The sequence below is a fragment of the Butyrivibrio sp. XPD2002 genome (genome assembly GCF_000423945.1).
Lineage (GTDB): Bacteria > Bacillota > Clostridia > Lachnospirales > Lachnospiraceae > Butyrivibrio.
The window spans coordinates 1-14,236 of sequence record NZ_KE384118.1; the positions used below are offsets into that span (position 1 = coordinate 1).

22 protein-coding genes are annotated in these 14,236 nt (G+C 40.6%); 1 reads left to right on the forward strand and 21 read right to left on the reverse strand.

Annotation, left to right across the window (positions count from 1 at the left end; all coding sequences use genetic code 11):
* Nucleotides 1–69 precede the first annotated feature (69 nt).
* Nucleotides 70–216 carry a hypothetical protein gene (locus G587_RS26440; protein WP_196812581.1) on the forward strand — a complete coding sequence of 49 codons (147 nt, stop codon included), beginning with the start codon at nt 70–72 and terminating at the stop codon, nt 214–216.
* A gap of 101 nt (nt 217–317) precedes the next feature.
* Here G587_RS26440 and G587_RS0120225 read toward each other — a convergent pair whose 3' ends face one another.
* The 21 genes from G587_RS0120225 to G587_RS0120330 form a co-directional block, all read right to left on the reverse strand.
* A complete protein-coding gene (locus tag G587_RS0120225) occupies nt 318–764 on the reverse strand; it encodes a GNAT family N-acetyltransferase (protein WP_026493722.1) in 447 nt (148 codons plus the stop codon).
* A gap of 27 nt (nt 765–791) precedes the next feature.
* Nucleotides 792–1,733: a hypothetical protein gene (locus tag G587_RS0120230; protein ID WP_026493723.1), complete on the reverse strand. Its 942-nt coding sequence runs from the start codon at nt 1,731–1,733 to the stop codon at nt 792–794.
* A gap of 89 nt (nt 1,734–1,822) precedes the next feature.
* Nucleotides 1,823–2,167, reverse strand: coding sequence for a hypothetical protein (locus G587_RS0120235; protein WP_026493724.1), 345 nt, complete (start codon nt 2,165–2,167; stop codon nt 1,823–1,825).
* A gap of 310 nt (nt 2,168–2,477) precedes the next feature.
* Entirely contained in the window at nt 2,478–3,239 is a 762-nt protein-coding gene (locus G587_RS0120245; RefSeq protein WP_026493725.1) for a GNAT family N-acetyltransferase, read from the reverse strand.
* 17 nt (nt 3,240–3,256) lie between these two features.
* Entirely contained in the window at nt 3,257–4,381 is a 1,125-nt protein-coding gene (locus G587_RS26705; protein ID WP_081679550.1) for a GNAT family N-acetyltransferase, read from the reverse strand.
* 2 nt (nt 4,382–4,383) lie between these two features.
* On the reverse strand, nt 4,384–4,953 hold the full coding sequence (locus tag G587_RS0120255) for a TetR/AcrR family transcriptional regulator (RefSeq protein WP_026493727.1): 570 nt from the start codon (nt 4,951–4,953) through the stop codon (nt 4,384–4,386).
* A gap of 159 nt (nt 4,954–5,112) precedes the next feature.
* A complete protein-coding gene (locus G587_RS0120260) occupies nt 5,113–5,619 on the reverse strand; it encodes an NUDIX domain-containing protein (protein ID WP_026493728.1) in 507 nt (168 codons plus the stop codon).
* Between the two features lie 140 nt (nt 5,620–5,759).
* Nucleotides 5,760–6,335, reverse strand: a complete 576-nt coding sequence (locus G587_RS0120265; RefSeq protein WP_026493729.1) for a DUF6434 domain-containing protein — start codon at nt 6,333–6,335, stop codon at nt 5,760–5,762.
* 84 nt (nt 6,336–6,419) lie between these two features.
* Nucleotides 6,420–7,022, reverse strand: coding sequence for a DUF5714 domain-containing protein (locus G587_RS0120270; protein ID WP_242830124.1), 603 nt, complete (start codon nt 7,020–7,022; stop codon nt 6,420–6,422).
* 409 nt (nt 7,023–7,431) lie between these two features.
* On the reverse strand, nt 7,432–8,010 hold the full coding sequence (locus G587_RS0120275) for a GNAT family N-acetyltransferase (protein ID WP_026493731.1): 579 nt from the start codon (nt 8,008–8,010) through the stop codon (nt 7,432–7,434).
* Entirely contained in the window at nt 8,000–8,815 is an 816-nt protein-coding gene (locus G587_RS0120280) for an NAD-dependent epimerase/dehydratase family protein (RefSeq protein WP_026493732.1), read from the reverse strand. Before G587_RS0120280 ends, G587_RS0120275 begins: the two co-directional genes overlap by 11 nt.
* 170 nt (nt 8,816–8,985) lie before the next feature.
* Nucleotides 8,986–9,303 (reverse strand): hypothetical protein, encoded by a 318-nt coding sequence (locus tag G587_RS0120285; RefSeq protein WP_196812639.1) that lies wholly within the window; start codon nt 9,301–9,303, stop codon nt 8,986–8,988.
* Nucleotides 9,304–9,412: 109 nt separating this feature from the next.
* Entirely contained in the window at nt 9,413–9,559 is a 147-nt protein-coding gene (locus G587_RS25750; RefSeq protein WP_155829642.1) for a hypothetical protein, read from the reverse strand.
* A 17-nt stretch (nt 9,560–9,576) separates the two neighbouring features.
* Nucleotides 9,577–10,020 carry a GNAT family N-acetyltransferase gene (locus G587_RS0120295; protein WP_026493734.1) on the reverse strand — a complete coding sequence of 148 codons (444 nt, stop codon included), beginning with the start codon at nt 10,018–10,020 and terminating at the stop codon, nt 9,577–9,579.
* A 3-nt stretch (nt 10,021–10,023) separates the two neighbouring features.
* Nucleotides 10,024–10,260, reverse strand: coding sequence for a tautomerase PptA (gene pptA / locus G587_RS0120300; RefSeq protein WP_026493735.1), 237 nt, complete (start codon nt 10,258–10,260; stop codon nt 10,024–10,026).
* An 82-nt stretch (nt 10,261–10,342) separates the two neighbouring features.
* Nucleotides 10,343–10,960 carry a class I SAM-dependent methyltransferase gene (locus G587_RS0120305; RefSeq protein WP_026493736.1) on the reverse strand — a complete coding sequence of 206 codons (618 nt, stop codon included), beginning with the start codon at nt 10,958–10,960 and terminating at the stop codon, nt 10,343–10,345.
* Nucleotides 10,961–10,976: 16 nt separating this feature from the next.
* Nucleotides 10,977–11,546 (reverse strand): hypothetical protein, encoded by a 570-nt coding sequence (locus G587_RS23855; RefSeq protein WP_051201201.1) that lies wholly within the window; start codon nt 11,544–11,546, stop codon nt 10,977–10,979.
* Nucleotides 11,547–11,770: 224 nt separating this feature from the next.
* Nucleotides 11,771–12,301: an HAD family hydrolase gene (locus G587_RS0120315; protein WP_242830125.1), complete on the reverse strand. Its 531-nt coding sequence runs from the start codon at nt 12,299–12,301 to the stop codon at nt 11,771–11,773.
* Nucleotides 12,288–13,175 (reverse strand): ParB/RepB/Spo0J family partition protein, encoded by an 888-nt coding sequence (locus G587_RS0120320; protein ID WP_026493738.1) that lies wholly within the window; start codon nt 13,173–13,175, stop codon nt 12,288–12,290. The genes G587_RS0120315 and G587_RS0120320 overlap by 14 nt, the downstream gene beginning before the upstream one ends.
* A 33-nt stretch (nt 13,176–13,208) precedes the next feature.
* Entirely contained in the window at nt 13,209–13,586 is a 378-nt protein-coding gene (locus tag G587_RS0120325) for a DUF1622 domain-containing protein (RefSeq protein ID WP_026493739.1), read from the reverse strand.
* Between the two features lie 81 nt (nt 13,587–13,667).
* Nucleotides 13,668–14,231: an alpha/beta hydrolase gene (locus G587_RS0120330; RefSeq protein WP_026493740.1), complete on the reverse strand. Its 564-nt coding sequence runs from the start codon at nt 14,229–14,231 to the stop codon at nt 13,668–13,670.
* Between the last annotated feature and the right edge of the window lie 5 nt (nt 14,232–14,236).

Genomic DNA, 14,236 nt, shown 5'->3' on the forward strand with positions numbered 1-14,236 from the left:
CCGCATAAAACGGAGCGGAACCGTTGTCAAGGAAAACGTGGAATACCGAAGCGGCAGCGCCGCGAGGATATGCCGCGAAAGTTCCTTGACATAAGGTTCACGGATAATCCTGATACATTGGTCAGCAAGTGTGCTTGCTGGCCTGCTTCCGGCGAGGACGGGTGCGGGCAGAGCCCGCTTAACGGGTCAAGGGACTGGTCCCTTGCAGGTTCTTAGGGCGGAGCCCTAAGCCCTCGGAGAGCTTGTCGGTATCAATATCTACATTTTCAAGGTTCTTTTGAGCCTTTTTTCTTTGGCTCATTTTTCCATAGCAGACTTTACACTATCTCCATTCTAATAATGTACTCAGGTGTGCCTTCCTCAAGTTTTTTATCTCCTGACTTGCAAAAACCATGAGTTTCATAGAATTTGATCGCATCCTGGTTTTTCTCTAATGTCCACAAAAATCTGACATCATATTCCTTCTTGGCAAACTCGATAAGTTCAGATCCTATCCCCTGTCCATGGAAGAAGTAATCCACATAGAGCTCAGCTATTTGCTCTCCCTCTATATGAATCATCCCCTTTATAATTCCATCTTCCTCATACACCCAGATATGCTCTAATATTTCCGGTTTTGAATATTGCTCAGCTACCGGAATCACCTGTAATGCCCCGAAGGAATAAGCATCATTATGAAAAATGGACCGGTACTTCATTCTTTTTACAAAAACCAGAATTTCAGCAATCCTGGATAAATCTTTATTGTTCGCTTTTCTTATCAAGTTATGTTCCCTCACATTTCCTCTGCTTTAGTCTGATATGCCAAGTCCAACCTGTCTTATCTTATCCAGTTGTTCTGCGCCGAGTGTCCCTGCCTGGTACAGCATCAGATATTCATTTTCAATAGACGAATCAAATATCAAAAGGTCATCTGTATTGATAGTTACCGTCACACCATTTTCAACAAGCGTTTTTATTGGATGAGTCTTATAATCCCTGGCAAATCCCAGCATCACATTGCTGCTTGGACACACATTTAGCTGGATATGATTGTCCGATAAAAATCTCATCGTATCCTTCGACGTAGCTGAATTTATTCCATGATGAACCTCTGAAAGTCCAAGCACTTCAACAGCTCTTCTCACATCCTCAGCAGATCCTGTCTCTCCAACATGCATCTTCTTCGTGAGATGGAACTGATCTGCCTTTCTGTACAGTGAGATGAAGGCTTCGAAGGGCTGAACATTTTCTCCCGCACATACATCGATTGCTTTAAAATAGCCAGCCCCCGCATACTCATCAAGCCTCTCTGCTTCATAGGCAGCATCGCAAAACGATGGATACGTAAGCTCAGCTTCGAATACAGTGTCAGGACAATATACTTTATGATAACCTTCAATAAGCTCTCGGAAGTCTTCAACACTTCCCACCTGATCCACCTCAGCCGTTCCAAAATTCATAACGAGCCGAACTATATTATTTCGTTTTGCTTCAGCAAAAGCGCCTTCCCATCTTATCAGCATATTTTCATAGCCATTACAATATGGCTTTATTGAAGATCTGAAATAGTCCTGCATTCCATCAAGACCATCAAGGCGACCTGGCGGTTTGGGAATCGGTACGTTAAGCCTCTTGGCAAGCCATTCCCGTCTGCATCCCTTTGTCGAATGATTGTGGAGATCACTTTTTGGTGCTGACAAAAGTTTGTTTATATCATTTTCAAGTAATCCTTCGCAAAACAAATTTTTCATACTGTCACTTGTTCTCCTCTATGGTCCCAGGGGACGGGGTTTGTGGTCCATTTTTTATTTTGGTCCACTAACCCCGTCCCCCTGGACCATTACACGCTCTGGCCGCCTATGAACATTAAGACCGCTAAGATTGCCCCCACAACATAAATAAGTATCTCAATGATACCCAGTATTAAAAATACAGGAGTTTTTGCTGAACCATCCTTCGATGCCTTTGCAGCAAACACCGTTCCGAGAATGGATAGCACCAGACATGGTAGTGGTGATATGAACATACTTATTATCCACACGAATGCAAAGATTGAATAAATCGCGCCTCTGTGTGTGGGACCTTCAAGCACTGTTGCAAGTACCATGCAGATCACAGTGACCACAAAAACAATGATTGGAATCAGTGTCAGTACCTTTGCCTTCGAATAGCTGCTATTCCTCATACACACCTCCATATTTTCTCCACCAAAAGATATGATAATAGTATGCCAAATGCAGCTATTTACTTCAATTTATTTTCAATCTTTTTCTTGTCACTCTGCCAGTTCTATGCTTTCTTTTTTAATAAATTTACGCTATTATCACAATTACTCGTTTTTCCATGTAGCAGATACTTATTTATGCTCATTTACATACTGCATAAACTCTGGTGTCTTTGACCAATACTTCACGCCCCAATTTTCAAAATTCCACCCTTCCCTTTACCTAAGAGTTTTTCTATTTCGTAGTCTTTCCCATTAACACTAATTTTTTTCAAAACCTTCTATCCTCTCTTTCCACCTCATACGCCGTATATTCATGGTCAAATTCGTACCCAAGTTTTTGGGAGAGGCGAACTGAATTCATGTTTTGTGCATCCCAGCTTGGATACAGATTTTCTTCCAGGCAGCGAAGTATCAGGGCTGCACATACGATTGTAGCCAAGCCCTTTCTTTGTTCATCTGAAACTGTATCCACCTCTATCTCTATTCCCTCGAGATAGCGGGTATAGGAAGATGCTCCTGATACAATCCTGCCCTCCTTAAGTATCACCATTCCTCTTCCATTTTTCAGATATGTTTCCTTACTTTCAAATGACGATACAAAATCTTTTGTGACCGGATTTTCGAGACATTTATCATAAATATCCGCATCTATTTCATGTAGTTCGTATCCAGCAGGAAGGTCATCTACAAACTTCTTCAACATATCCTTCTTAAACTGCGTATCTTTTTTAATCGCATATCTGGTTACTTTTTTTGCTTTTGGAAAACACTCCTCGATAAGATTGCCCCATGAATCATTTTCGGGCACCATGATGACAAAACCTTCCGGTTTATTCATGACCAGTTTCCTATCCGGTTCTCCCGCACAAAAAGCGAAACAACCAACATAAGCGCATGCAGCTTGAGGATTTTCAAGATCTGTTACAAATATTTTCCCCATGACCTTCTGAAGACAGGAATAAATCAGCGTTTCCTGCCAACCATCAAAGAAACCAGTTACTATTTTCATATCCTGTAATTCGTAAATCATTTTCCCCCATCCTTTAGTCAGTACTCAATTTTTGTTATCCATTCATCTAAGAATTTCATTTGATCTTCGGTATGGAACCAATGCTCTCCGTCTTGTAAGACAGTCAGCGAAGCTCCTGTCCTGTCTGCAAATTTTTTTATAGATTCAAATGATTGTAAATGATCTGCAGAGCCATAAAGAATATCTGTAGGAACAGTCCAGTTAATCGGATTATCCCTCACATAACAAAGATACTCCCATGACAGGTCCTCTCCAAAATCTGTTTTTATGACCTTCTCTCTTTTCAAATCATCCTCTGAAACATTAGCCCATGTCATCATATTGGAAATCAGAGTTTCCATATCTGCCATTGGAGAAATAAAAAAAGCATGATCAATGCTCTTGCAAATGTCAGCATTCATCGAATAAAACGCTCCTATACTATTTGCAATTAGAATAATGCGAGTATATTTCTTCTTTAAGATCGCTACAGTCTTCTCTATTTCCTTGTTTGTTTCCCACGGAGAATCCGTCTTGTAGTCCAATCCCAAAATGTCCATATCCGGAAACAGAGCTTTGTAATGACATGCTTCATCTGCACTGCCACCTTTTCCGTGAACATATAGTATAACGGTGCTTTTCCTTTTTTCCTCTATATCAATGAAATATACATCAGCTTCTTCACCCTCAAAAGTAAAGCTTCTCGCATACTTACCACCGTTTTTCGTGATGGTCTTTATGGATGCCGTATTTGATTTTTCTACCGAAAGCTGTAACTTGTCCATTCCAACTTCCGCCGCACGCCAAATAACAAGTTCCAACATTTGCGTGGCATAGCCTTTTCTTCTCTCTGAAGGTCTTACACTATATCCGCAATTCCCGAAATCCTTAAGAAAATCATTTAATTCGTGACGAAGATCAATGATACCTACAAGTCTGTCATTATCGTCGAATGCAAAATATGTGTCTGTAACAACCCAGGAAGGACTCACCGTTTCTGATGATGTATTATCTGTTACAGATTTTAGCCATTCGTCGTATGATTCCATTTGATCAAGTAATTCACTACCATTGATTACAGACTCTCCATTATTCAGAAACTCCTGCTTAAAAGCCATTGCCTCTGATTCATATTTTTTTATTGGCTTTCTCAGTGTTATCATTTCTATTCTCCTATCAATTGTTTTTTTATGTGATTCACAATATAGCGGAAGGTTTCTGGCTTCATAGGGATAATTCGACTCCACATTCTGATGCCTTGATATGAGAAAAGAATCACATTCACAATTTCGTTTACATCAACATCTTGAAATTCTCCGTTTTCAATTCCATAACGAATCAGCATTGACCATTTTTCTTCACCGATACGGTTAAAACTTTCCATCACATTAGAGTCAACTGTTTCCGCATACTCATACATGGCAATACTTAAAGAATCCTCCGGATGTTCCATTTCGTCTTCCATAAGGACTAACGCGCCTTCCAAAATATCTATGGCTGAATTTCCTTTTTCAATTTCACCCTGAAAATCCATTTCGTCCTTCTTCGTTATTTTCTCAAGCAGCGCCTCAAATAGTTGGCTTGTACTAGAAAAATGGCTATACAAACCACCTCTGCTCATACCTGTAATTTCACATATATCTTTCATGGTTACCTGCTTAAAGCCCTTTTTTGCAAAAAGCTCATAAGAAGCATCCAAAATGTATTCTCTTGTCTTTTCTCCTTTAGTTGCCATTGCCAATCTCCTTTTTTCGACACATGTGTCTGTTTTTATATTATAGACACGCGTGTCGATTTTCGTCAACAGCTTTTTCAAAATAAGAATAACTCAAAATAAAAAACAGGCCTTATCTTCACTGATAAGGACCTGTTTTGCACTTGATTGCAGCATCAACTATATGATTGTATTTTCCAAAAAGCGTTTACACATATCAAAATGTATTCCAGAGCAATTATTCTCTCTGGCTATAACCGCTTCAACATCTTTAATTTTGTACCATTTGAGGTCATCCACTTCATCAGAATCAGCAAACTGACTCTTTTTCACATAGGCTATAAAGCCAATCATAATCAATTGTTTTGGCTCAAAATAGTAGCTGGAAATATACTGGTATCTATAAACAGCCTGCCCTGTTTCCTCTTTTACTTCTCTGGCAACTGCTTCTTCTATGGTCTCACCCTCAACCATGTATCCTGATACCACAGTCCATTTTTTCTCTGATATATAGTTCTGTTTAAGTAGAAGAATTTCATTAAATTCATTTACCACAAGTACTTCGACAACTGGCAATGGATTTCTTCCGTAGATCCTTTTGCACGATGGACATATTTTGCAGTCATCATCTCCGCACCTGATATCTTCTACTTTATGACCACATTCAGCACAGTATTTGAAAAGCATACTTCACCCCCGGTATTGTTATGTACCTCATGGTAAAGGATACCCTAAGGGCAGAGTCAAGCTTGATTTCACGAGCACAAACCTGCGCGTTCCTAGGGGACGGGGTTTGTGGTCCATTTTTCATTTTAACCTGCGCGTTATCACTTCTCCAACGCCACCAGGTCCGACCTGTCATAACGATTATGTCCAGCCAGACTCTTCTTATACTTCCAACACTTGATGGCTTCATCCAAACTCCTGCCCTTATTATCATCAAAGAAATCTCGAATATACGTATTATATTCAAACTGCTTATCTATCTTGGTTTTACCGTTTTTCTTCTCCTCCAAAATTTGGAAATATGCAGCAATGGCATCTTTATAAGTCTTTCCGGCATTTTCCTTTAACCATCGTTGAAACAGCACGTTAAAAGAAAAACTGTTACCGATTTTTTCCTTAAAAAATGCCCGGTGCTTTTCCGAACACACAAAGCCTGATTCAATTAAAGTATCTTCAGAAATCTCACCGACATCTGCAGTCCGTTTTACTTTTGAAACAGGCTTTATTACTTTTCCCGTATCAAGAAAACAAACAATTCTTTCTGTAAGTTCTATCTTCCCTCCAACCGTCGGAAGCCCATTCTTTCTGCAGAAATCTACCAGTTCCTCTTTCAGGTAATAATAATTTCTAAATGTATTCCCATCTAAATCAATAGATAGTTCTGGTCTCTCACTCATATTCGTACCTCACGATTGGCCCTAGGGGACGGGGTTTGTGGTCCATTTTTTATTTTGGTCCATCACCCCCGTCCCCCTGGATCATCATTTGTCTTCATAAAAAGGGCATCTTTCCCTTATACACTGCTGGTTCTGCGCTGAAAATTCGCAGGTTTGCTCTTCGTATTCCAGATGAACACCATAGTGCTGATTCACATACAAGGTCCCATGTTTAAATGCTATCATGGCATCTCTTTTGCAGCACCTGGGTCCATTGATCCTTCCAAGTTCTCCTATTGCGCTTGACGTAAATCCCATGTGATTCCCCCATGTACCATCTACGGAAAGAGGCCCAGTTCCATCGATTATGGAAAGCGCTGCTCCAATTGATGTTATGGCGCCGCAGATTCCCCAAAGTCCGCACATTGCTCCGGGCATTCTCAGTCCCTCATAAAGAAGTTTTTGTAGTCCTTCATCAATATCAATGTTGCCTCCGGCATTATGAAAAGCCATCAATAGACATGCCCCGTCCAAAACGTGATGTTCAGGTCCGTGTATGCTGATATAATCCTTTTGCGCGATGCTTTTAAACATCCTTATTGGATTTGTGCCTTTTTCGCCACGGATATCCGTTATGATCCTGTTAGCTTTTTCTTCTATTGTCATAGCTTTAATACTCCACATTTTTTCATCAGATATCATCTTCATAAGATATATTCCGATTCTCCTTCGGTAATTTAGGTCAAAAGCAACTAATTCACTGTAAACATACAGAATAGTTGTGCTATGCAAAATTCAAAACAACTAAAATCTAGTAAACAACATGAATAGTTGCTCAATGAAAAATTCCAAACAACTAATTCCCAGTAAACAGCAAGAATAGTTGTTCAATGAAAAATTCCAAACAACTAATTCCCAGTAAACAGCAGGAATAGTTGCTCAATAAAAATTTCCAAACAACTAATTCCCAGTAAACAGCAAGAATAGTTGCTCAATAAAAAAATCCAAACAACTAAAACCCAGCAAAGAACATATATAGTTGTTATAAAAAAGATGTCTGCCTAAGCCTTTTTGCCTTCCCAAACTCCATTTTGGGAACCACCACTCGATTTACATGTTATCTTCTTCGTCCTTCTCTATGAAAAAAGTATCCAAGATTAAATCTTACTTCCTTGCGGTCAATATCATTGTTTGTATAACAGCATGTATCAAAACCTATAAGTTCAAAACCTTGATGAAGGTAAAATCCGATAGCCTTTGTATTGCAGGATTGCGTCTCTAAAATTATGGCGCGCCTTTCCTGAAGGCGTGCAACTTCCTTTGCTTTGTCCATCAGCCTCTTTCCGATGCCTTTTCCCTGAAGCGCATCACTTACCCATAATTCTGTAACCAGGAGTCTGTTCGACCACTCTTCAGGACATACTTCAATGCAGGCTAACATCTCACCGGAATCGCTCACAACGCCATAGGCTTCTGCCCCCTCCCAATGATCCTGATAAAGTGAGTCAGGAAAATCATATTCCTCGGGAGTGTGAACGATCTCTTTTTCCGCAGGCTTCTTAACTATAGAGATAGTACATCCTTTATCATTTAATGGATTTATCTCAAGGTCATAATAACAATCGCTTCTGGTTACCAAGGGTATGACCTTACCTTTCCACTGCTCTTTTGGCAGTGCGACTATATCATAATTCATGTTCCTCTTCCCTCCGCAAACTTCCGATTCTTGTTTTAAGAATTCTTTTTCTCAAACTATTATCCAGATAATATATGTTCTCTTTTTCTTCATTTGCTACAACACAGCTATCATCCCAGCCGTATTTTCTGCAAAGAGCCTTATTAAATTCATAATGCGATACCGGTTTTTCTTCAGATACATTAAGTATTCCCACGTAATCATTAGTCGCCAGTTCGATTATTGCATCTGCCAGTTCATTCACATCGATGATACTGAACTTGATATTACCAGCTCTGATATATGTTTTTTTGGAGTCCACATGCTCTTTTAATATGAGACTCCTGTTGTCCATCACTCCAAAAGGATCAATGCCATAGATACTTCCGGTGCGCACTATACAGTAATTTGGCAACCTGCTGATCACACGCTCAGACTTAATTTTCCCGTTAAAATAATGATAATTGTAGCTTTCCTCTGACCTAAGAAATGGCTCTACATTTTCGGACATATTTTTCTCATAGGCAACTGACGTAGATAAAAAGATAAATCTGATATTACCCATAACATCGCAAAGTGCAGGCATAACCTTTTCAGCAATTTCTTCCTCAAGCTCATGATTCATAACCGTCCAGATGATAACGTCAGGTTTAAAGTCACGCACCAAACCGGTCAGGCTACCCGTGTCAAAAACATCCAGTTTTACATAATCGCTGTCTCTTCCATTCTTACTGTATGTTCCTAAAACTTCATTACCACTACTCTTGATTATGAAATAGATAGTTCTTCCAAGGAACCCACTGGCTCCAATAATCAATACTTTCACTTTTTTACTCCGTAATTACTTTAAATGCCAAAATTCTCCGTTTGGCATAACCATTACATCTCCAGGAAGCGTTTCAAGCACATTTCCATTTAAATCCTTTATTATGGTCTCTTCCCAATACCTGTGAACCTAGGGGACGGGGTTCGTGGTCCATTTTCATTTTTGGCCCTTTAACCCCGTCCCCCTGGACTATTATCTGTATTAGAGCCAATAAAAACCTTATAGTGCTTCTTTATCTCTTCAAGTGCTATGGGGACATCCGGAAAGGCTACACGTTTTGAAGCCTCTGATAAAAGCTCATCAGCGTCTGCCCTGGCATCCCTATCCACATTATATCTTTCATAAAGCATCTGATTTCTGGCAAAAAAGATTTCCCGCTCAGTCATAAATGTATCAGCGCCTACAGTATGGCTGGTATAAAAAGGCTTCCACTCTTCAAGAAATGCCTTTTCATCAACCTCTATCCCAAGGTCCATTATATGTTTCATTATCGTTCTGGCGGAACTACCTCTTGTGAATTTAAAAAGGGTTCCAAACGCGTCAAACACTATCGCTTTTATTGTGCCCATATTTTACTGTTAAACTCCGATTATCTTTTCAGAAATAATGCTCCATCAGTCGATCGACCCACTCAGGAACCGACGCATCCAGAACTATAGAGGAAGTATCTTCTCCCCACGCTACATCTTTTCTGTCCTTAACATCGTTTCTAACATAGCCAATTGGTTCCATTTCGATTTTCATACTGCCCTCCTCAAGGCCTATATTGCCATCCTCATGCTGACGGTTCCATTTTCTTCAGCAGTTTCTTCAAATCCCATTCTCTTGTAAAGGCCATATCCTATCTGCATTACAGAGGGCTTCGTGGTAAATGTAACCTCAGTAAATCCAAGCTCCTTTGACTTATCGAGCATGTTATTCAGCATGGTTCTGGCATATCCTTTTCCTCGATACTCCGGTTTTATGAATAACCGTTTCGCTTCGCAGGTGTTGTCATTCAGCTTTTTGATTGCTATACATGCAACCGGTTTATCCTCTTCATAACCGACAAGAAGTGCGCCACCACTGTAAAATCCTTCAAGATCTGCTAGCTCTTTATCAAAAGAAACAAAGCAGCTTTCAGCACCTTTTATCTGCGAGTACTCCTTGAACAGCTCTTTTACAACTTCTGTGTCATTACATTTTTTCACTTTAAAATTCCCCATAGCTTACTCCTCATCACATGAATATCCTGGCTTTTTGTATAAGTCATTAAAATTCGGAACTATTTCTTTATCCCAAACTTCAGCTTTCCAGTCATCTTCCTGAACATCCTTAATTGCAACCGAAACACTTGTCTTTTTACAGCCCAGTGTTTCTGCTATTACGTCCGCAACGCGGTCTGCGCATATCTGCTTCTGCTCTTCTGTCCTGCCAGAAAAGCACTTTATTTCAACATGTGGCATAGTTCTCTCCTCTAATGGTACTAAGGGACGGGGTTTGTGGTTCATTTTTATTTTGGACCACTAACCCCGTCCCCCTGGTCCATTATGGCATTATCTCAATAACTCCTGCGCAAAATGACTTAGGGAAAAACTTCACTTTGTCAAATGATCTCTTAAGTCCATCCACCACACAGTAGATCTCATCCTCATCCCATTCGTCTCCAACTTCTTCTCTGCACTTCTCCAGATCAGACCTTGTTTCAAATGCAACATCACCGATAAAAAGTTTTCCACCTTCAACCAGTCTATCTAGTAGTGATTTTAAAAATACTATCTTCTGTTCATCTGTAATATGATGTAAAGAGTATGTGCAAACGATGAAATCATATTTATTTTCCGAAAGTTCTTTTACTAATCCCTTTGAAAAATCTCCCTGATAGAGATGTGCATTTTCCATCTTCTGCTTAGCAAGTTCAATCATTCTCTGTGAGAAATCCTGGCCGTAAACATCACATCCATTCTCGTAGAGCTTTGTTGTGAGTGTTCCTGTTCCGAATCCGATATCAAGAACTCTGGCATTTTTCTTTGCCATAATCTCACTAAAAATAGTTCCAAGAACATCCTTATATCCTGCAAATGGATAGCTGTTTTCTTCATCTGAAAGGCCAACGGCTGCATCATAGCCATCTGCCCATAAATCAAATCCTTTGTTGTCTAACATCTTGTCTCCTTTTTATCTATTGCTCTTTGATATTGAATAAAAATACCTCATGGATTTCCGAGTCGTATCCGTCGTAAAATCCTTTAGGCATGCCCTTCACAATTATGGCGCCCCGGTTATAGCTGATGAGCATCTGCTTTTTCTCTTTATCAAAAGATATTCCTTCGATTTCTCCCTGACGAGTAACGTCGTCCAGTGTTTTTTCTGTAACTACGGTAAGCTCTTCAGCTTCGGTATCGACCTTACATTTATACACATGATCCGGCGCATCCTTATCGGCATCACCATCATCTGCAGTGATATAAATGCAGCCATCGTAATAGGCGATACCCTGAATAAGCTTAGGAGCTCCCTTCATGCAAGCTTTTCCCAGATATTCTCCACTTTCAAGATCATATCTGTATAAAAAGCTCCCACTCTCGTCCTCTGCCCATGAGCACATCCACATGGATTTGTGATCAGGATCAACGGCGATTCCGGAAACTTCTGTCTGTCCACTTTTCGGGTCAAACATATATGTCCTTACAAGCTCCAATGTTTCTGCATCATATACCGCCATCTGAATATTAGAGGCAGCACCGTCCATGAAATACTCAACGCCTGCGTAGATTTCGCCATTATATACATCGATATCTCCGATATGATTTACCTCAGCATCAAACTTCCCAAATGGCTCCGTCTCTGTCTTTATCAGGTTCCATTCCTCCCATCCTTCAAATTAAGCAAATATGTATCCATTTTATATGTAAATAAAAGAAAAACAAAGGATTTTTCAGAATATTTTGAAAAATCCTTTGTCCTATTTCTTCGCTAATTTTGTTTTTCCAGCTCAGCCTTTTCAAGTTCATTCAGATGTCTTATCTCGTCGGCTCTTGCGATGATTTTCTCCTTCCACTCGTCATCCTCCTCGTCAAGCTGATAGGTTCTGTAGCCGTACTGCCTTCCAAGGGAGCATACGATTTCCTCATCATCAACGTGAAGCGATATTCGATACATGCTTGGAAGCTTTTGGGGAAGTGTTGTCTTGTTATCCCTCTGGACCTCCTTCAGGTGCCTGGTGCCATTTACGATTCCGTCGAATTTTACACCGTAATGCTTGAACAGATTCTTTATATATCTCTCCGTGCGGAAAGATGAGGTGTAAACCCAGACCTCGTAGCCAAGCTCCTGCAGCCTGTGTATCAGTTCGGGAGTCCCCAGCCGAAGTCTTTCCTTGTAGATCTTGTTGAGAGGATACTTCAGCGGCGGCTCTGTCTTATGGGTCTCCGGCCAGACAAACAGCACTTCATCCAGGTCGAAGGAAATCCGCATCTTATTATTGTCTTTGTCATTTTTCTTCATTCGCTGCCGCTTCCTCTAAGATTTTCATAACCTGTGCTGACCACTTCTGATTCTTTGTGTCTATCTCATATTGATCGAAATCCTTGGAACCGCTGATAGTTCTGACAATCATCTCATTATCAACGCTTATGGTTTCCTCATATTTTCTTTCAATGAGGCTGTCTATCTGCTTTTTGACATCCTTATCGCCGGCCACCTTTCGTCCAAAGCCTGTCACGATTCCGTCCACATCAACAGAGTATTTCTTGAACAGCTTCTTTATGTAGTCCATGGAATAATACTTTGATGTGAATACCCATACGTCATAATCCCTTGAATGAAAATAGTGGAACAACGCAGGAACCCCGAGCCTTACCTTCTCAGGGAATTTACTTGCAGGTGCAGATGCAGGCACAGCCTCGAAGGAGCCGTCTTCACTTGCAAAAACCACCTCGTCAAGGTCGAAGGTGACACGCTTGGTTCTCACAGATTTTCTCAGCATCTTCTCAATATCTGCAAGTTGAGTAATGTTGACAATTCTGATAGGAATCCTGTCGATTCCGGAAACTATTGCTGCAGCCCATCTGTGGTGTCCGTTCAGGATCATATATCCGTCAGGACGCACTTTTTCCACATCGAGAGGCTCCTCAATGGCTACGCCATCTCTACCCATCGCTGCTCTGAATTTGCTTGCATATTCATCTATAATTCTGAAGCTGGGACCAACCTTGTCGATGCAGAATTCATCGCTGGGATTAGGATGAAGTTTAGAATAGGGCGCAGAATTAACCAGAAGGCATTCCAACCAGGAAGCCTTTACCGGAACGTAAACGCCACTGTACTTTTCAAGTTCGCTCTTTAAATAGGCCATAAAGCCTGTTCCTGACTCTGCCATATTTATCCCCTCATAGATAAAAAATCGAACAAGTTATTCTGTTTTCGGAGCCGTGCTATTTTCTGTCATATTCTCCTTGGGCGCGAGGGCTTTCTCCTCGTTCTTGATCTCCCAATGGATAAGGAAGGTGAGCGTAGCTCTAAGCAAAATGATAGCTCCGAGGATACCAAGCTCAGCCCACTCACGAACCACAACTGTTCTCAGTACCTCTCCGCCCAGCTTAAATTCCAGCGCCAGCGCAATGCCCTGGGCAAGTGCAAGTCTGATTGAATTATCCTTTTTCAGCCAGAAAATAAAACTCTTTATCGCAGTATACACAAGAATGCATATGCCAAAGAATTCCAAAAGGAGCGTGGAAAACTCGACTATGTATCGAAGCAAATTCTCTGCATTAAGATACAGCTCTTCCATTTCGCCCTCCTTGCAACAGGAAACAACGACTATGTATATAAATATTTTAAGCTTTTACAGTACTTCTATCAACTTGTTTTATCAGCCGATCCAGTCCTTTGTTTTAGCCATTACATCCCGCATTATCTCGAGATTTTTCAAGGTGTCATCGCCTTCAAGGGAGTGATTTACACCTTCGTATTGATGGATCGGTATATTCAAAGCTTCTGCGAGTTCTACTACCTTGGCAGAATCACTCCAGGGATCCTTTGTGCCAATAAAAGCTACTGCTTTCAAATCCTTTGGAGCATTTGTAGCTGTAAAGGTTTCCGCAAGAGGTGTATAAAGAACCTGCCTTGCATTTTTAATATCGTATTTAAGGGCGTAAGTTATAGCAATCACGGTACCTATGCTCTTGGAGACGAAAAGTACATCATCATATTCATCCCACCTGATATCCTTCAAGGCATCCTCCGTCTGCATGTATAACTCTTCGAAGGCTCTTTTCATCTTATCCATGTCACCGCGGATCTTCTTAACAGAGCAGGTATAGGCGATGCTTCTGTATTCCTCATACCCTGCTTCCCGGGCTATATCTCTTGAGTAATATAAAAGCGGTTTATCCGCATGATATCCCACACCGGGGAAATAAATTGCGATTTTCATAGTAG